The sequence below is a fragment of the Polynucleobacter hirudinilacicola genome (assembly GCF_002192535.1).
Classification (GTDB): Bacteria; Pseudomonadota; Gammaproteobacteria; order Burkholderiales; family Burkholderiaceae; genus Polynucleobacter; species Polynucleobacter hirudinilacicola.
On the sequence record NZ_NAIA01000003.1, the window covers coordinates 661,419 to 678,001 of the forward strand.

The window sequence follows — 16,583 nt, forward strand, 5'->3', positions numbered from 1 at the left end:
ATCTTGAATGTAGGTTAAATATTCGTTTATACGCATATATTGATATAGATAGTCCACATGAAAGCTAAGGTTCAAAAAGCGACGAAAAACTTAACTCCCAAGCAGATGGAGAAAGTGTTTTTTCAGGTGGCGGCTTATTTCAACGTTCTCTCTGAGCCAGCACGTTTGCGCATCATGTATGCCGTATGCTCGGGTGAAAAGTCAGTATCAGAGGTGGTAGAGATGTGCGGCACTAGTCAGGCAAATGTATCCAGACATCTTTTAGCACTTCATCAGGCTGGCATTTTGCTTAGACGTAAAGAGGGTGTCACCGTTTATTACTCGATTGCTGATAACGCAACGGTAGAGATGTGTCAGACAGTCTGCGCGAAGATTGCTGAAGGTATTCATTAATGACAAAGTATTTATTCTGACGTAGAGGTCAAATGACGAAGAAGCAAATTGAATTGAGCGCACAGGATATCTCAGCGATTGAGAAGCCCGCCAATGGAGTTCGCCTTGTGAAAGCGCCAGAGCACTTTATCTCTCAAGAGCTAATTGCTGACATTAATGCCAATGGTCTTGATGAGACGCGTCGTGGCTTTTTACGTAAGGGATTCTTTTCTGCCTTAGGCGGCGCTGCAGCTGGCTTAGCAGCTCCCATGGCTTTTGCTGCCGGTGAGGGTGATCCAGCAATTTTGGAAAAACAAGAGTGGCAAACCACTTTAGGTAAAAACGTTGCCACAATGCCTTACGGCGTTCCATCAATCTATGAGGCGAACTTAATTCGCCGTGAATCTCCGGGTTTAACACGCGTGTCTGCAGCCTCAGTTGCATTTACTCCTCTGCAAGGTTTATTTGGCACGATTACTCCAAATGGTTTGCATTTCGAGCGCCATCACCAAGGTTGGTACAACCTTAATCCAGAAACGCATCGTTTGATGATCAATGGTTTGGTAAAAAATGCTCGCGTTTTCACGATGAACGACCTCATGAGACTGCCATCGGTCTCGCGTACACACTTTATTGAGTGTGGTGCCAATACGGGTTTAGAGTGGGGCAACGTTGCCGTACCAACAGTGCAATATACCCACGGCATGTTGTCTTGCTGTGAATTTACTGGCGTACCTCTCAAAGTCTTGCTACAAGAATGTGGCGCTGATCTGAAAAAAGGAAAGTTTCTACTGGCTGAAGGTGGCGATGGTTCTGGGATGACTCGTACTATTAATCTCGAGGCCTGTCTTGAGGATACGATTGTGGCTTGGGGCATGAATGGTGAGATGCTGCGCCCAGAAAATGGCTTTCCATTGCGTCTAGTCGTTCCAGGCGTGCAAGGCGTTAGCTGGGTGAAGTGGTTACGTCGTCTAGAAGTGGGCGATATGCCTTGGAACACTAAAGACGAGGCTGTTCACTATATTGAATTGATGCCTGATGGCATGCATCGTCAATACGCATCTATCCAAGAATGTAAATCTGTCATCACCACACCCTCAGGCGGTCAGCAATTGCTTGATAAAGGCTTCTACAACGTGAGCGGTATGGCCTGGTCTGGTCGCGGCAAGATTAAGCGCGTTGATGTTTCGTTTGATGGTGGCAATAACTGGCGAACAGCCCGCTTAGAGACGCCAGTTCTCACAAAATCGATTACCCGTTTCAATATTGATTGGGTATGGGATGGATCGCCCGCAATATTGCAGTCTAGGGCGATTGATGACACTGGCTATATTCAGCCATCCATCAAGATGCTACGTGATGTTCGAGGTAATCGTTCGATTTATCACAACAATGCGATTCAGTCTTGGAAATTGGATTCAAACGGCGAGGTGAGCAATGTACAAGTCGGATAACTTATTTGCTCGCTTAGCACTTGTAGTTTTAGCAGTACTCTGCACACAGTTGGCTTATGCGCAAAGTACTCAGGGGTCTACGAAGTTTCCTGGCATTGGGCGTAACGCAACACCTGCTGAGGTGATTGCTTGGGATATCGATGTGCGCCCAGACTTCAAAGGATTGCCAAAGGGATCTGGCTCTGTTGCGCAAGGTCAGGTGATTTGGGAATCTAAATGCGCCAGTTGTCATGGTGTTTTTGGTGAGTCCAATGAAATTTTCACTCCGATTGCCGGCGGTACAACGGTTGATGATGTCAAGACGGGAAGGGTTGCTTCTTTGGCGGATCGTAAGCAGCCTCAGCGCACTACCTTGATGAAGGTTCCCACGGTTTCAACATTATGGGACTACATTTATCGCGCAATGCCTTGGAATGCTCCAAGATCATTAACGCCGGATGATACCTACGCCATTGTTGCATTTATCTTAAGCTTGGGCGAAATCGTTCCAGATGATTTTGTTTTGAGCAATACCAATATTGCAGAAGTTCAAAAGAAGATGCCCAACCGTAATGGCATGACTCGAAACCACGGTTTTTGGAGTATTAATGGCAAGCCGGATGTCAACGGCTCCTCTTGTATGAACAATTGCGTCAAGTTTGTGCAAATTGGATCTGAATTACCTGATTTCGCAAGAAATGCCCACGGCAATATTGCAGAGCAAAATCGCCTCTATGGCCCTTATCGTGGATCGGATTCAACTAAGCCACCAATAGCAAAGTTGCCTGGCTCATCGGGTGAGGGTTTGGCGCATGCTGCTGATACTCATGCGCCCACCACTAAGGGCCCTGCAGCATTATTTAAGAATGAGAACTGCTCAGCATGTCATGCTCCTAATGCCAAGTTGGTGGGTCCGTCCATTGCCGATATTGCCAATAAGTACAAAGGCCAAAGCGGGGCTCAAGAAAAGCTCATGGCTAAGGTCAAAAATGGTGGCTCGGGGGTATGGGGAGCCATTCCAATGCCGCCACAGGCACAGCTATCGGATGAGGATAGGGCAACTCTAGTGCGCTGGATGCTTACTGGACAGTAGATTTACAGAAGGTTTTTTGAAATACCGCTATATTTGATACTAAGAGTAGATTATTAAAGGAGTTTTTATGAATCAGCAGCGACGCAGTTTATTGAAATATTCAGCCGTTTTCGGCTTAATGGCTTCTGCGGGTCTCATTAGCGTAGCCCAAGCTCAAGAGTGGAATAAAGCCGCTTTTGAAGGCAAGAGCCTTGATGATGTGTTTAAGGTCTTGGGTGCTGGTACCCCTGATAAATCTGGCGCCGTTACTTTGAACGCTCCTGATATTGCAGAGAATGGTGCTGTAGTTCCAGTTGGAATTACTACCACTCTTAAAGCAGAGCAAATGGCAATTTTGGTTGAGAAAAATCCAAGCGCATTAGCTGCTCAATTCTTTATTCCTGCAGGCACAGAGCCGTTCGTTACCACACGTATCAAAATGGGTCAGACCTCCAATGTATACGCCTTGGTAAAAGCCGATGGCAAATGGAGCATGTCCGTCAAGGAAGTGAAAGTTACCTTGGGTGGTTGCGGCGGTTAACCCCCCAATTCATCTGAATACCATTAATTAATTACTAGATTACAAGAGGAAAACATGGCTGATCCAATGCGCGTTAGAGCTGCTGAGAACGGTGGAATTGTGGATGTAAAGATTTTGATGAAGCACGATATGGAATCTGGTCAGCGCAAAGATGCTGCTGGCAAAACCATTCCAGCATGGTTCATCAGCACGATTAATGTCAAAGCTAATGGCAAAGATGTATTGAATGGTCAATTTGGTCCAGCAGTTTCTAAGGATCCATTTTTGAATTTCAAATACAAAGGCGCTAAAGGCGACAAGATTGTAGTGAGCTGGGTAGATAGCAAGGGTGATAAGCGCACCGACGAAGCAACTGCTTCTTGATGCCAACATCTTCACCGTCTAAATAGTTCTGAAAGGGTAACAAATGCAGCGTAAATATACCTTGGGCTTAGCCTCAGGATTACTGGCAACGATGTTGTCAGTTTCTTCATTGTCTTATGCGCAAAAGAGTGCAACTGACGATATTGCTAAATATCGCGAGATGATTGCAGACGGAAACCCTTCAGAGCTTTATGAAGCTGCTGGTGAAGATCTCTGGAAAAAACCAGCTGGCCCTAAAAATGCCACTCTAGAGAAGTGTGATCTAGGTCTTGGGCCTGGAGTCGTGAAGGGCGCAGCAGCTCAGTTGCCGCGCTACTTCAAGGACACCAATAAAGTTCAAGATCTCGAATCGCGTTTGATGACCTGCATGCAAGCACTACAGGGCCGTGATCCTCAGGAAATGATTGATGCTCCTTTTCAAAAGGGGGCTAAGAAGGATATGGAGGCTATTGTTGCTTACGTAGTCACACTATCTAAGGGTGACAAGATTAAGGTGAGCACCAATCATCCAAAAGAAAAAGAAATGTATGAGCTTGGTAAGCGCGCATTTTATTTCCAAGGTGGCCCGATGGATTTCTCCTGCGCATCTTGCCATGCTGAAAATGGCAAACGGATTCGCTTACAAGACCTACCAAATCTGGTAGAGCAAAAAGGCGCAGCCTTAGGCTGGGGCTACTGGCCAGCGTATCGCGTTTCTAGCGGTCAGTTCTGGACAATGCAACAGCGTTTGAATGATTGCTATCGTCAACAACGTTTCCCATTCCCAATCTATGGCTCAGATGTAACGATTGCTTTATCTATGTATATGGCTAAGACTGCCAATGGCGGAACAGTTGAAACGCCTGGATTAAAGCGCTAAGAGATAAGAGACGAACATTATGAAAACTACACACATCAAAAAGCTCTTAACTATTGCTGGATTCATTGTTGCTTCAAGCTTATTGCAAAACGTAGCAGTGGCTCAACAAAAGAATGATCCAAAGTTTAATAAGATGATGACCGATAGCTTTAGAGCTGAGGGCATTGCTGGCTTAGATCGCATCAATCAGGATGCAACCCAAAAGTTTTGCTCTGATCCAGTATTTGCTAGTAGCAAGCAAGGTGAAAAGATGCGCGAAAAGATTCAGAAAATCAATATGGAGTCCATCAAGCAGCCTTCAGATGGAAAATATATTGGCGACTGGAAGGCTGGCGAGAGGATTGCTCAAAGTGGCCGTGGTGCAACTTGGACAGACAAGGCTGACGCTGTCGTTGGCGGCGGTTGCTATAACTGTCACCAGATTGACGCAAAAGAAATCTCCTATGGAAATATCGGTCCTTCATTGACTGGTTACGGAAAATTACGCGGTTATTCACAAGAAGTGGTGACCTATACCTGGAATCGCATTAATAACTCCAAGGCTTATAACGCTTGCAGCAATATGCCACGATTTGCGCACTTCAAACTCTTGAATGAACAGCAAATTCAGGATGTCATGGCCTTATTGCTTGATCCTGCCTCTCCAGTGAATCAGTAAGTAGAGAAACGCAATATAAAGAACAGGCCGACAGGCCTGTTTTCTTAAGGGGAAATGTTATGTCTTTAAGTCGTCGCGATTTTTTGCAGGCCTTGGCTATTGCATCTGCAGGCGGAATGAGTTTGCAGTCAAACTTTGCTAATGCGCAAAGCACTGCCCAAAAATTTTATGACCTACCCAAGTTCGGTAACGTTCATTTCTTGCATTTCACAGATTGTCATGCTCAGTTGCTACCAATTTACTTCCGAGAGCCTAATGTCAATCTTGGTATTGGCGCTCAAGAGGGTAAAACCCCGCACCTAGTTGGCGAATATTTCTTAAAAGCAAACGGCATTAAGCCGGGCACCCGTGACGCACACGCATTTACCTACCTGGACTACGTAGCAGCAGCGCAGAACTACGGCAAGATGGGCGGTTTTGCTCATATGGCAACCTTGATTAAGCAAATGAAGGCGAATCGTCCTGGAGCCTTGTTGCTTGATGGTGGTGATACTTGGCAGGGTTCAGGGACTGCGCTCTGGACTAATGGCCAAGATATGGTTGATGCAGCGCTTGCTCTTGGTGTTGATGTAATGACACCGCATTGGGAAATGACCCTAGGTGAGAAGCGCGTGATGGAAATTGTCAATGGCGATTTCAAGGGCAAGGTCTCTTTTATTGCGCAAAATATTAAGACAGCAGACTTTGGCGACATGGTCTTTAATCCTTATGTCATGAAAGTGCAGAATGGCATACAGGTAGCCATCATTGGCCAGGCCTTTCCCTACACACCGATTGCAAATCCACGCTATTTCACTCCTGACTGGACTTTTGGTATTCAGGAAGAGAATATGCAAAAGACCATTGATGAAGTGAGAGCAAAGGGTGCAAAGGTTGTCGTGCTTTTATCTCACAATGGTATGGATGTGGATTTAAAGATGGCCTCCCGCGTTCGTGGCTTAGATGCAATTATGGGTGGTCACACGCATGATGGCGTTCCTACTCCAGTGAAGGTGAAGAATGCTGGTGGAGTAACCCTAGTTACTAACGCTGGATCGAATAGCAAGTTCTTGGGTGTTCTGGATTTTGATGTGAAGGGTGGCAAACCGGTTGATTTCCGCTACAAGCTTTTCCCAATCTTCTCCAATCTGATTCCAGCGGACCCAACAATGAGTAAATTGATCACTAAGATCAGAGCTCCGTATGAGGCTAAGCTCAATGAAAAGCTAGCCACTACTGAAGGTCTCTTGTATCGCCGTGGAAACTTCAACGGCAGCTTTGATCAGCTCATTCTTGATGGTTTGATGGCGCAGAAAAATGCAGAGATTGCTTTCTCGCCCGGTTTCCGCTGGGGCACTAGCCTCTTGCCAGGCCAGGCAATTACCCGTGAGAACCTCTTAGATCAAACTGCGATTACTTATCCATACACCACAGTCACAAATATGACTGGCGAGACGATTAAAACAATCTTGGAAGATGTTGCAGACAATTTATTTAATCCCGACCCTTACTATCAGCAGGGTGGTGACATGGTGCGTGTAGGCGGTATGCAATACGCTATTGATCCAGCACAAACTGCTGGTCAGCGGATTACCGATATGCGCTTAAATGGCAAACCTATTGAGGCTAGCAAGACATACAAGGTTGCAGGCTGGGCACCAGTGAGCGAAGATGCTAAGAATGCTGGTGGCGAGGCAATCTGGGATGTGATGGAGAGGCACTTAAGAGATGTCAAGGTTGTAAAAGCTGTCAAACTCAATGAGCCAATTATTAAAGGTGTTAGCAATAATCCTGGCATGGCTCCCATTTAAAACGTATGAAAGTTACAGCTATGAATAAATTAATTCAGCTTGTATTGATGGCCATGATTACCCTTGGTTTTGGGTCCATTGCCAATGCGCAGTCATCTGGATCGACTAAAGTGGTTTATCACATCGATGATGCCGAAACTCAAGGCTTAAAAGGTTTGCGTAATATTCGCAACCACCTTGATGTCTCGCCACAAACCACCATCATTGTTGTCACCCACGCAAATGGTGTAGACCTACTGATGGAGGGTGGTAAAGATAAAAAGAATAATGTGGAATATGCTCCGTTAGTAGGAGCACTTAAATCTCGTGGTGTGAAGTTTGAGGTCTGTGAAATGACTCTTAAAAATCGTAATCTTAAGAAAGATCAATTTACAATGGATGCAGATTTCACGCCATCAGGCGTAGTGCGTGTTGCAGACCTGCAATATAAAGATGGGTTTGCATACATTAAGCCTTAATTCATATTCAAATGAATATTTACAAGGTTAGCATTGCTTATGTGAAGCGCTCGATAGGGATCCTAATGGGATCCTTTATCTTTTTCAGTAGCGCTCACGGCCAAATCACAAACCCTGTCGACAGAATTCAATTAAAGCCTATTCAGGTTGCACCTCATACCTATTTTGTACAGGGCTACCCAGAAATGGGGAATAGCACTAATCAAAACTTTATTTCAAATACTGGATTTGTGGTGACTCCTAAAGGCGTTGTCGTGGTTGATGCCTTAGGTTCGCCTATTCTTGCGCAAAAATTGATTGCTGAAATCAAAAAGATCACCAACCAAAAAGTAGTTGCTCTGATTGTGAGTCACTATCATGCTGATCACGTTTACGGCCTGCAAGAATTTAAAAAGATCGGTACCAAGATTTATGCACAAGGTGAGGGTAGAAACTATCTTTCTTCAGAGACGGCAAAGCAACGTTTAATTGCCTCAAGAATTGATTTTGCTCCTTGGGTAAATGCCGATACAAGGCTGGTTTCAGCGGATGTTTGGATTGATCAAAAAACAAAACTTTCCATTGGGGGAGTAGATTTTTTTGTTAGTCGCGTTGGGCCTGCCCACGCCCCCGAAGATTTAATGGTGTACGTGCCATCAGAAAAAGTACTCTTTGCTGGAGACCTTGTATTTCGAGGTCGAATTCCATTCGTCGGTAATGCTGATAGTAAGGGTTGGCTCATTGCTTTAGATGAGATTGAAAAACTCAATCCCAATATCGTGATTCCAGGGCATGGCAATTACTCGGTGAAGCCTGCCGAAGACATTATTTTCACTAGAAACTACCTGAAATATTTGCGTGATTCCATGACTGCAGCTGCGATCAATATGGATCCTTTTGAGGATGCCTATAAGCAGGCAGATTGGTCGGAATACGAAGGAATGCCACTATTTAGAGCGGCCAACCGGATGAACGCCTATAACGTCTACCTTTCAATTCAGGCTGAGTAGGGCAATTTTGCTCATTGGGCCTTAAAATAGAGGATTAATGCTAAATCCTTGATTTGTAATGAAAATGCTTCTTACTCGATTCCTTCCTGCATTCACACTCAGTACGCTTCTAAGTGCGCCAGCCTTCGCTGCGCCGGATTTGGCCAATGGCAAGGCTATTGATCAGCAAAAATGCTATGCCTGCCATGCCAAAAAAACAGGATTTGGCAATGGCGACATGATCTACACACGTAGCGATAGCAAAGTGAAGTCAGTAGCCAATTTAAAGAGGATGGTGGCTATGTGTAATACCGAACTTCGCTTAGACCTATTTCCTGAGGATGAAGCAGATGTTGTTGCTTATCTCAACAAGCAGTTTTATAAATTCAAACCTTAAATTTTCAAAATATAGTCGCTATGGATGTTGTTGATATCAATTCTTTAAGTAGGTCAGTGCTCTGGGCTACTTTTGCCATTACCTTTGTGCTTGGTGCAGTGATGCAGAAGACAGGCTTTTGTACTATGGGCGCTGTCTCTGATGCCTTCATTATGTCTAGTTGGGATCGACTCAGGCAGTGGTTCTTGGCGATTGGTATTGCCATTGTTGGTTTTACTTTGATGTCTTATCTTGGGTTGATCGATCCGCTGAAAAGCTTTTATACCGGCAATCGGTTTTTATGGCTTTCCACTATTGTTGGCAGTATTTTGTTTGGCTTTGGCATGGTTTTGTCCTCTGGCTGTGGCAGTAAAACTTTAGTGCGCATTGGTGGCGGCAATTTAAAGTCGATCATTGTTTTTATGGTACTCGGTCTAACTGCTTATATGACCATGCGTGGTTTTCTAGGTGTGATTCGCATCAATACGCTGGATACCGTTTTTATCGCTTTCAGTACCCCGCAAGATTTACCAAGCCTTCTGAGCGGCCCTTTTGGAATGGCTCGCGCCAATCTTCATCTAGCTTTAGGCTTGGTCATTGGCTTTGCATTTATTGCCTATGCCTTGGCTAACAAAGCATTTTGGACAGCAGAGAACCTCATCGCTGGCATTGTCGTTGGTTTGGCTATCTGCGCTATTTGGTGGGTCTCTGGCAATCTCGGTTACGTAGCAGAAGACCCCAATACTTTGGAAGAGGTATTTTTAGTTACCAATTCTGGGCGTATGGAGAGCTTATCTTTTGTTGCTCCTTATGCCTATTCACTAGACTGGCTCATGATGTATAGCGATACATCTAAAGTGCTTACGGTCGGCGTAGTTGCGGTAATCGGAATGATCTTGGGTTCGGCGCTTGTATCTATTGCAAGCAAATCTTTCCGCTGGGAGTCTTTCCGCAACACTGAAGACACCGCAAATCATTTGCTTGGTGCTACCTTGATGGGCTTTGGAGGCGTTACTGCTCTGGGGTGTACAGTAGGGCAGGGCTTAAGCGGTATCTCTACTCTAGCTCTCGGGTCTTTTCTCGCCTTATCTGGATTTATTTTTGGCGCCTATTTAGGATTGCGCTACTTGCAATTCCGCCTTGCCCCTAATCCTTGCAGTTAACTATCAATCGTTTGGATATTCATTAATGCAAATTGACTGGCTTTCCTTCACACCCATTCCATCTTTATTGGGCGGAATGATTCTGGGTGTTGCAGCAGCACTCTATGTGCTGTTACATGGCCGTATTCTGGGCATTAGTGGGATTGTTTCTGGACTCTTGCATCCCAAGGTTGAGGACTCTGCTTGGCGATTAAGCTTGGTGTTAGGTTTAGTTACAGCTCCATTTTTGGCAGCATTATTTTTCGGTATATTTCCAATCGTTGAGGTTGACTCTGGTTGGTTGGCCATTGTGATTGCGGGTCTTTTAGTTGGCTTTGGCGCGCAATATGGTTCAGGTTGTACTAGTGGTCACGGCATTTGTGGGTTGTCTCGCTTATCACCGCGCTCATTGGTTGCAACCTTATCTTTTATGGCTGCTGGTTTTATGATGGTTTTTGTGATTCGTCACTTGATCGGGGGCTAAGTTGAAAAAACATTACGGCCTCTTTAGTCAATATGCCATTGGTGTGCTCTTCGGATGGGGATTAATCATTTCCGGCATGAGTAATCCGCAAAAGATTTTAGGTTTCTTGGATTTAGCTGGCAACTGGGATCCATCACTCATGTTTGTGATGCTGGGCGCAGTACTAGTTGGTCTTGCGGGTTTTTATGTTGTGAGTAAACGATCTGAAGCATTCTTTGGAGGGGCTTTGCATATTCCCACTAGGCGCGATATCACTAAACCTTTGGTTATTGGTGGTCTGATCTTTGGGGCTGGTTGGGGTATTGCTGGCTTTTGTCCTGGACCAGCATTGGTTGCCCTTGGTGCAGGCCATCTCAAAGCCCTGGTATTTGTGGCTGCCATGCTGGCTGGTATGGAGATCTGCGAACGATTCTTCACGGCCCATAGAAATAAGCCCAAGCAAGCCTGAGTCTGCCTGATTTAGAATCAACCCTATTGCATATTTATTGAATGTAGAGGGTTTTATGAGTCTTCCTATTACTTGCCATAACGATCAATTCGGCACTCTGGGTCAAATTGATGCTAGCCACTTAGCGGAAATTGCCAAGCAAGGCTATAAAAGCGTGATTAATAACCGCCCAGATGGTGAAGGTGGTCCGAATCAACCAAGCAATGCCTCTATTCAAGCTGAAGCTGAAAAGCTTGGTCTGAACTACGTTTATCTACCAGTAGTTCCTGGTGCATTTACTCCTGCTGAAGTTCAAGAAATGGCGCGTCTCTTAAAAACAATGCCTGGTCCTATTTTGGCATTCTGTCGTTCTGGAGCTCGCTCAACCAATCTATATCATCTTGCATTGCAAGTTGCTTAAGACGATAGTCTGATTGCATGCGCATTGTTATTCCTGAAGAGCGAAAGCTTGTTCATGAAATGATTTCACCGATTCGGTGGGGTGATATGGATGCCTATGGCCATGTGAATAACACCATCTACTTTCGGTATATGGAGCAAGCGCGAGTTGATTGGATTAGTTCTTTGGGATACAAGGTTGCTCCAGAGGGAGAGTCAGTGATCATGATCAATGCCTTTTGTAATTTCTTTAAGCAACTGACCTATCCAGGCGACATTCTTCTCAAAACATTTGTTGGCGCTATTGGCAGAACCAGTATGGACGTGTTTCATACCATGACACTGAGGACTGAGCCTGATATTTTGGCTGCCGAAGGTGGTAGCACCTTAGTGTGGGTGGATATGAATACAAATCGGTCTGTGCCTTGGCCTGAAGATATATTGCAAAAGGTGCGTGCGTAAACGGAATGCAGCCAAGCAACCCACACATCTTAAGGCTGGATCAATTTCTTTCTGAGTTGCGTCAATTTGATCTCATCATTGATGTCAGATCACCAGCAGAGTTCGCTTTAGACCATATTCCTGGGGCAGTGAATTTTCCGGTCATTAACAATGAAGAGCGTGCCCAGATCGGCACTCTCTATAAACAAGTTTCTCCATTTGCAGCTAAGAAGCTTGGTGCAGCTCTAGTATCTAAAAATATTGCTTTACATATTGAGCAAAACTTACTGGAATTGCCGCGTGAATGGCGTCCACTAATTTATTGCTGGAGGGGCGGTGAGCGCAGCGGAGCATTTACCCACATTCTGAATCGCATTGGTTGGAAGGCGATGCAGCTTGAGAGTGGTTATCAAGGCTTTAGGCGTACCGTGATTGATGGCCTTGAACATGCTGCAAGCATGTTTAGATTCCAGGTGATCTGTGGGATGACAGGCAGTGGTAAAACTAGGGCGCTTCAAGAGGTGCAACAGTATGGTGCGCAAATCTTAGATCTAGAAGCCCTGGCGATTCATCGTGGCTCAGTACTAGGCAATGAGCCTAATATCGAGCAACCATCTCAAAAAGGATTTGAGACGGCTCTTTGGAATGCGCTACGCAATCTAGATCCATCAAAACCTGTCGTAGTGGAGTCGGAGAGTAAAAAAGTGGGCGGTGTTCATATACCGGATGCTTTAATGGAAAAAATTCGTAACGGCGCTTGTATTGAATTACGCTCCAGTACACAAACCCGAGTATCTTGGTTGATTCGTGAATACCATCACTTCCTTACTGACACAGATAACTTTAAAAGTAAACTTGCCTTACTCACTGCGCACTATGGAAAAGTCCAGATCACTAAATGGAATGAAGCCATTGATGCAGGCAACTTTCCGGAGTTGGTTGAGGAGTTGCTAGTAAAGCACTACGACCCTTCTTATCAATCATCGATCATCAGAAATTTTCCTCAATACAAAATGGAAAATTTTGTGCAACTTGAAAACGATAGTGACGAAGCATTTGCTAAAGCGGCAAAGGCCATCGTTGCAAAGCTGAGCTCTTAGCGAATCAGCTAAATGCCTGAATACCAGTCTGCGCGCGCCCTAAAATCAGGGCGTGAATATCGTGGGTGCCTTCATAGGTATTGACTACCTCTAAGTTCAGCATATGACGCACAACACCATACTCATCTGAGATGCCATTACCGCCATGCATGTCACGCGCTAGACGTGCAACATCCAGGGACTTGCCGCAAGAGTTGCGTTTCATGATAGAGGTAATTTCTGGAGCGGCAATTCCTTCATCTTTCATGCGACCCAAGCGTAAGCAACCTTGGAGAGCAAGCGTGATCTCAGTTTGCATATCGGCCAACTTCTTCTGAATTAACTGATTGGCGGCCAGAGGTCGATCAAACTGCTTGCGATCTAAGGTGTATTGGCGAGCAGCATGCCAGCACCATTCCGCAGCCCCCAGGGTGCCCCAAGAGATTCCATAGCGAGCAGAGTTGAGGCAGGTAAATGGACCTTTCAGGCCGCTGACTTCAGGGAATTCGTTTTCGGTGGGAACAAAGACCTCATCCATTACGATTTCACCGGTAATGGAGGCGCGTAAACCCATCTTGCCGCCGATCTTAGGAGCACTTAAGCCCTTCATCCCTTTTTCCAGGATGTAGCCGCGGATCACACCCTCATCATTCTTTGCCCATACAACAAATACATCAGCAATTGGGGAGTTGGAGATCCACATCTTGGATCCCGTTAAAGAAAATCCACCGGGAACTTTTTTAGCTCGGGTGATCATTCCACCAGCATCGGATCCGTAGTTCGGCTCAGTTAAACCAAAGCAACCAATCCATTCACCAGTAGCTAACTTCGGAAGATATTTTTGTTTTTGTGCTTCGCTACCAAATTCATTAATCGGCACCATCACCAATGAGGATTGCACACTCATCATCGAGCGATAGCCAGAGTCAACACGCTCAATCTCGCGAGCAATCAGACCATAAGAAACATAATTGAGGTTAGCACCGCCGTATTGTTCTGGGATAGTGATGCCTAGAAGACCAAGCTCTCCCATTTCGCGAAAGATTGCAGGATCAGTTGTCTCGTTGCGGAAGGCATCATGAATGCGTGGCATGAGACGCCCTTGCGCATACTCAGCAGCCGCATCACGGATCATGCGCTCCTCTTCGGTTAATTGCGTATCGAGGAGGAGGGGATCTGCCCAATTAAAACTGGCTTTACTCATTACTTAGTCATCCTATTGTTAAATTTCCTGCTCCCTGCGAATTTTCAGGAATGCAGATATTCTTGTTTCTATTATCCATTTTTCCAGGCTTATGGACTCACCCAGACGACACCATCGCTATTACGACCTCATTTTGACGGCCTTTGTGGTGGTCCTGCTTTGCTCAAACTTTATCGGCGCAGGTAAAGCGGCCGTGATCGACCTACCTTACTTCGGAACCATTCCTTTTGGTGCCGGAATTTTGTTCTTTCCTATTGCCTATTTCTTTGGAGATATTCTCACTGAGGTTTACGGCTACGCTTATGATCGCCGTGCTGTTTGGGCGGGATTTGCTGCTTTGGCATTTGCAGCGTTCATGGCGCAAATTGTGATTGCCCTCCCAGTAGCGCCTGGGGGTTATATGGCGAACTATCAGCATGGCCTAGAAACGGTCTTTGGTAACTCCTGGCGCATTGCTTTGGCTTCGATGTTTTCATTTTGGTGCGGTAGTCTGGTTAATAGCTATGTTCTAGCCAAAATGAAAATTTGGACTAAAGGACGCTTCTTGTGGATGCGCACCATTGGTTCAACGGTGGTAGGTGAGTTGGTGGACTCATCTTTCTTTTACATACTGGCCTTCTATGGCATATGGCCTACCCATGAGCTAATTCAGGTGGCATTGGCTCAGTATGTCCTGAAAACTTCCTGGGAGATCTTGGCTACCCCAATGACCTATTGGGTCATCAATTTTCTGAAGCGCAAGGAAAATGAGGATTATTACGACATCCATACGAATTTCACCCCATTTAGGGTCAAAGTCTGAATTAGACCTTTCTAAGCTGAACCCGTTAAAATAACGGTCTTTGCCCCCAAAGATGGGGGTATCTGTTGAATTGAATTTCAGAAAGCTAGAAACCATCCGTGTTGTCCGCATCTAATATCACTATGCAGTTTGGGGCTAAACCCCTGTTTGAAAACATTTCCGTGAAGTTTGGCGGCGGTAATCGTTATGGCCTCATTGGTGCAAACGGTTGCGGTAAATCCACCTTCATGAAAATCCTAGGCGGCGAGCTTGAACCCACTAGCGGTAATGTCAGCTTAGATCCCGGTATTCGTCTCGGTAAGTTGCGCCAAGATCAATTTGCTTATGAAGATGTGCGCGTACTTGATGTGGTGATGATGGGTCACGAAGAGATGTGGAAGGCTGCTGCTGAGCGTGATGCGATTTACGCAAATCCTGAAGCCACAGACGAAGATTACATGAAGGCTGCTGAACTCGAAGGCAAGTATGCTGAGTACGGTGGTTACACAGCAGAGGCAAAAGCAGGCGAGCTGTTATTAGGTATTGGCATTCCGACTGAGCAACATGATGGTCCAATGAGTAACGTTGCACCAGGTTGGAAGTTGCGTGTATTGCTAGCGCAAGCATTGTTCTCGGATCCAGACGTGTTGCTGCTAGATGAGCCAACCAATAACTTAGATATTCACTCGATTCATTGGCTTGAAGATATTCTCAATCAAATCAAGAGCACCATCGTCATTATTTCCCATGATCGCCACTTCCTTAATGAGGTATGTACGCATATGGCTGATATGGACTATGGAACACTGAAGGTCTATCCAGGAAACTATGACTCTTACATGTTGGCATCTGTGCAGGCGCGCACCCAACAGTTAAGTAATAACGTGAAAGCCAAAGAAAAGATTGCTGAATTAGCAGCATTCGTGGCGCGCTTCTCTGCAAATGCTTCCAAAGCCCGTCAAGCTACCTCACGTCAACGCCAGTTAGAAAAAATTGAGATTGTTGAAGTGAAGCCTTCTTCACGTCAAAACCCATTTATTCGTTTTGATACTGAGAAAAAGCTCCATAACATGGCGGTCGAGTGCAATGCACTTACTAAAGCCTATGACCGTGTGATTTTTAAGAACTTTAAGCTGGGTGTTCGTGCTGGCGAGAAGATTGCGATCATTGGTCAAAACGGTGCTGGTAAGACTACGCTACTCAAATCCATCTTGAGTAAGCGCTTTGATGGTATTGCTGTTGATAGCGGTGATGTGAAGTGGGCTGAGAATGCTAAGGTTGGCGTAATGCCTCAAGACAATACTGAGATGTTCGCTAAAGACGAGTTACTCATGGATTGGATGAATTGGTGGCGTAATACGGGTGACGATGATCAAGTGATTCGCGGTACCTTAGGTCGTCTATTGTTCTCCGGTGATGACATTGGTAAATCTGTCAAAGTTCTCTCTGGTGGAGAAAAGGGCCGAATGATTTGGGGTAAATTGATGCTCCAAAAATATAACGTCCTAGCAATGGATGAGCCAACCAATCACATGGATATGGAGTCAATTGAAAGTTTGCAAATTGCTCTCGAGAAATTCGATGGCACTTTGATTTTCGTATCCCATGACCGTGAATTTGTATCCGCATTGGCCAATCGCATTTTAGAAGTGAAGATGGACGGTACGGTGGTGGATTATTCTGGTACCTACGAAGAATACTTACGTAGTCAGGAATTGACGGGCTAAACTTTTAGC

The 16,583-nt window shown here is 45.4% G+C and carries 20 protein-coding genes; 19 read left to right on the forward strand and 1 reads right to left on the reverse strand.

Features of this window, described 5'->3' with window-relative positions:
• The first annotated feature begins 57 nt into the window (after positions 1-57).
• The 17 genes from B6A14_RS07425 (at position 58) to mnmH (ending at position 12,883) form a co-directional block, all read left to right on the forward strand.
• Positions 58-393, forward strand: coding sequence for an ArsR/SmtB family transcription factor (locus tag B6A14_RS07425; RefSeq protein ID WP_087909853.1), 336 nt, complete (start codon positions 58-60; stop codon positions 391-393).
• Between the two features lie 32 nt (positions 394-425).
• Positions 426-1,826 carry a sulfite dehydrogenase gene (soxC, locus tag B6A14_RS07430; protein ID WP_201721493.1) on the forward strand — a complete coding sequence of 467 codons (1,401 nt, stop codon included), beginning with the start codon at positions 426-428 and terminating at the stop codon, positions 1,824-1,826.
• Positions 1,810-2,898: a c-type cytochrome gene (locus B6A14_RS07435; protein ID WP_087909854.1), complete on the forward strand. Its 1,089-nt coding sequence runs from the start codon at positions 1,810-1,812 to the stop codon at positions 2,896-2,898. The genes soxC and B6A14_RS07435 overlap by 17 nt, the downstream gene beginning before the upstream one ends.
• Positions 2,899-2,965: 67 nt before the next feature.
• Positions 2,966-3,418, forward strand: a complete 453-nt coding sequence (gene soxY, locus B6A14_RS07440) for a thiosulfate oxidation carrier protein SoxY (RefSeq protein WP_087909855.1) — start codon at positions 2,966-2,968, stop codon at positions 3,416-3,418.
• Between the two features lie 54 nt (positions 3,419-3,472).
• Positions 3,473-3,781, forward strand: a complete 309-nt coding sequence (soxZ, locus tag B6A14_RS07445; RefSeq protein ID WP_087909856.1) for a thiosulfate oxidation carrier complex protein SoxZ — start codon at positions 3,473-3,475, stop codon at positions 3,779-3,781.
• A gap of 43 nt (positions 3,782-3,824) precedes the next feature.
• Positions 3,825-4,640, forward strand: a complete 816-nt coding sequence (gene soxA, locus B6A14_RS07450) for a sulfur oxidation c-type cytochrome SoxA (RefSeq protein WP_087909857.1) — start codon at positions 3,825-3,827, stop codon at positions 4,638-4,640.
• Between the two features lie 19 nt (positions 4,641-4,659).
• Complete coding sequence (gene soxX, locus B6A14_RS07455) at positions 4,660-5,298, forward strand: sulfur oxidation c-type cytochrome SoxX (RefSeq protein WP_087909858.1); 639 nt, start codon at positions 4,660-4,662, stop codon at positions 5,296-5,298.
• Between the two features lie 59 nt (positions 5,299-5,357).
• Positions 5,358-7,088: a thiosulfohydrolase SoxB gene (gene soxB / locus B6A14_RS07460; RefSeq protein WP_087909859.1), complete on the forward strand. Its 1,731-nt coding sequence runs from the start codon at positions 5,358-5,360 to the stop codon at positions 7,086-7,088.
• 20 nt (positions 7,089-7,108) lie between these two features.
• A complete protein-coding gene (locus tag B6A14_RS07465) occupies positions 7,109-7,546 on the forward strand; it encodes a DsrE family protein (RefSeq protein WP_087910316.1) in 438 nt (145 codons plus the stop codon).
• A gap of 11 nt (positions 7,547-7,557) precedes the next feature.
• Positions 7,558-8,535, forward strand: a complete 978-nt coding sequence (locus B6A14_RS07470) for an MBL fold metallo-hydrolase (RefSeq protein WP_201721494.1) — start codon at positions 7,558-7,560, stop codon at positions 8,533-8,535.
• Positions 8,536-8,593: 58 nt separating this feature from the next.
• Complete coding sequence (locus B6A14_RS07475; protein WP_236635693.1) at positions 8,594-8,911, forward strand: cytochrome c; 318 nt, start codon at positions 8,594-8,596, stop codon at positions 8,909-8,911.
• A gap of 20 nt (positions 8,912-8,931) precedes the next feature.
• Positions 8,932-10,053 (forward strand): YeeE/YedE family protein, encoded by a 1,122-nt coding sequence (locus tag B6A14_RS07480; RefSeq protein ID WP_087909861.1) that lies wholly within the window; start codon positions 8,932-8,934, stop codon positions 10,051-10,053.
• A 25-nt stretch (positions 10,054-10,078) separates the two neighbouring features.
• The gene (locus B6A14_RS07485; RefSeq protein ID WP_087909862.1) at positions 10,079-10,516 is read left to right on the forward strand and encodes a YeeE/YedE family protein; all 438 of its coding nucleotides are present in this window, start codon (positions 10,079-10,081) and stop codon (positions 10,514-10,516) included.
• Position 10,517: 1 nt separating this feature from the next.
• A complete protein-coding gene (locus tag B6A14_RS07490) occupies positions 10,518-10,964 on the forward strand; it encodes a YeeE/YedE family protein (protein WP_087909863.1) in 447 nt (148 codons plus the stop codon).
• A 55-nt stretch (positions 10,965-11,019) separates the two neighbouring features.
• On the forward strand, positions 11,020-11,364 hold the full coding sequence (locus tag B6A14_RS07495) for a TIGR01244 family sulfur transferase (protein ID WP_087909864.1): 345 nt from the start codon (positions 11,020-11,022) through the stop codon (positions 11,362-11,364).
• A gap of 17 nt (positions 11,365-11,381) precedes the next feature.
• Positions 11,382-11,804: an acyl-CoA thioesterase gene (locus tag B6A14_RS07500; protein WP_087909865.1), complete on the forward strand. Its 423-nt coding sequence runs from the start codon at positions 11,382-11,384 to the stop codon at positions 11,802-11,804.
• A gap of 5 nt (positions 11,805-11,809) precedes the next feature.
• Positions 11,810-12,883, forward strand: a complete 1,074-nt coding sequence (gene mnmH / locus B6A14_RS07505; RefSeq protein WP_087909866.1) for a tRNA 2-selenouridine(34) synthase MnmH — start codon at positions 11,810-11,812, stop codon at positions 12,881-12,883.
• Between the two features lie 4 nt (positions 12,884-12,887).
• Here mnmH and B6A14_RS07510 read toward each other — a convergent pair whose 3' ends face one another.
• Positions 12,888-14,066: an acyl-CoA dehydrogenase gene (locus B6A14_RS07510; RefSeq protein WP_087909867.1), complete on the reverse strand. Its 1,179-nt coding sequence runs from the start codon at positions 14,064-14,066 to the stop codon at positions 12,888-12,890.
• 91 nt (positions 14,067-14,157) lie between these two features.
• Between B6A14_RS07510 and B6A14_RS07515 the strand changes: the two genes are divergently transcribed.
• Entirely contained in the window at positions 14,158-14,868 is a 711-nt protein-coding gene (locus tag B6A14_RS07515) for a queuosine precursor transporter (RefSeq protein ID WP_087909868.1), read from the forward strand.
• Between the two features lie 98 nt (positions 14,869-14,966).
• Positions 14,967-16,574: an ABC-F family ATPase gene (locus B6A14_RS07520; RefSeq protein WP_087909869.1), complete on the forward strand. Its 1,608-nt coding sequence runs from the start codon at positions 14,967-14,969 to the stop codon at positions 16,572-16,574.
• Positions 16,575-16,583 lie beyond the last annotated feature (9 nt).

What these genes read in the sequence shown, in the direction of transcription:
- B6A14_RS07425 (WP_087909853.1), top strand. Translation starts at nt 58, where the DNA reads ATGAAAGCTAAGGTTCAAAAAGCGACGAAAAACTTAACTCCCAAGCAG.
- soxC (WP_201721493.1), top strand. Translation starts at nt 426, where the DNA reads ATGACGAAGAAGCAAATTGAATTGAGCGCACAGGATATCTCAGCGATT.
- B6A14_RS07435 (WP_087909854.1), top strand. Translation starts at nt 1,810, where the DNA reads ATGTACAAGTCGGATAACTTATTTGCTCGCTTAGCACTTGTAGTTTTA.
- soxY (WP_087909855.1), top strand. Translation starts at nt 2,966, where the DNA reads ATGAATCAGCAGCGACGCAGTTTATTGAAATATTCAGCCGTTTTCGGC.
- soxZ (WP_087909856.1), top strand. Translation starts at nt 3,473, where the DNA reads ATGGCTGATCCAATGCGCGTTAGAGCTGCTGAGAACGGTGGAATTGTG.
- soxA (WP_087909857.1), top strand. Translation starts at nt 3,825, where the DNA reads ATGCAGCGTAAATATACCTTGGGCTTAGCCTCAGGATTACTGGCAACG.
- soxX (WP_087909858.1), top strand. Translation starts at nt 4,660, where the DNA reads ATGAAAACTACACACATCAAAAAGCTCTTAACTATTGCTGGATTCATT.
- soxB (WP_087909859.1), top strand. Translation starts at nt 5,358, where the DNA reads ATGTCTTTAAGTCGTCGCGATTTTTTGCAGGCCTTGGCTATTGCATCT.
- B6A14_RS07465 (WP_087910316.1), top strand. Translation starts at nt 7,109, where the DNA reads ATGAATAAATTAATTCAGCTTGTATTGATGGCCATGATTACCCTTGGT.
- B6A14_RS07470 (WP_201721494.1), top strand. Translation starts at nt 7,558, where the DNA reads ATGAATATTTACAAGGTTAGCATTGCTTATGTGAAGCGCTCGATAGGG.
- B6A14_RS07475 (WP_236635693.1), top strand. Translation starts at nt 8,594, where the DNA reads ATGAAAATGCTTCTTACTCGATTCCTTCCTGCATTCACACTCAGTACG.
- B6A14_RS07480 (WP_087909861.1), top strand. Translation starts at nt 8,932, where the DNA reads ATGGATGTTGTTGATATCAATTCTTTAAGTAGGTCAGTGCTCTGGGCT.
- B6A14_RS07485 (WP_087909862.1), top strand. Translation starts at nt 10,079, where the DNA reads ATGCAAATTGACTGGCTTTCCTTCACACCCATTCCATCTTTATTGGGC.
- B6A14_RS07495 (WP_087909864.1), top strand. Translation starts at nt 11,020, where the DNA reads ATGAGTCTTCCTATTACTTGCCATAACGATCAATTCGGCACTCTGGGT.
- B6A14_RS07500 (WP_087909865.1), top strand. Translation starts at nt 11,382, where the DNA reads ATGCGCATTGTTATTCCTGAAGAGCGAAAGCTTGTTCATGAAATGATT.
- mnmH (WP_087909866.1), top strand. Translation starts at nt 11,810, where the DNA reads ATGCAGCCAAGCAACCCACACATCTTAAGGCTGGATCAATTTCTTTCT.
- B6A14_RS07510 (WP_087909867.1), bottom strand. Translation starts at nt 14,066, where the DNA reads ATGAGTAAAGCCAGTTTTAATTGGGCAGATCCCCTCCTCCTCGATACG.
- B6A14_RS07515 (WP_087909868.1), top strand. Translation starts at nt 14,158, where the DNA reads ATGGACTCACCCAGACGACACCATCGCTATTACGACCTCATTTTGACG.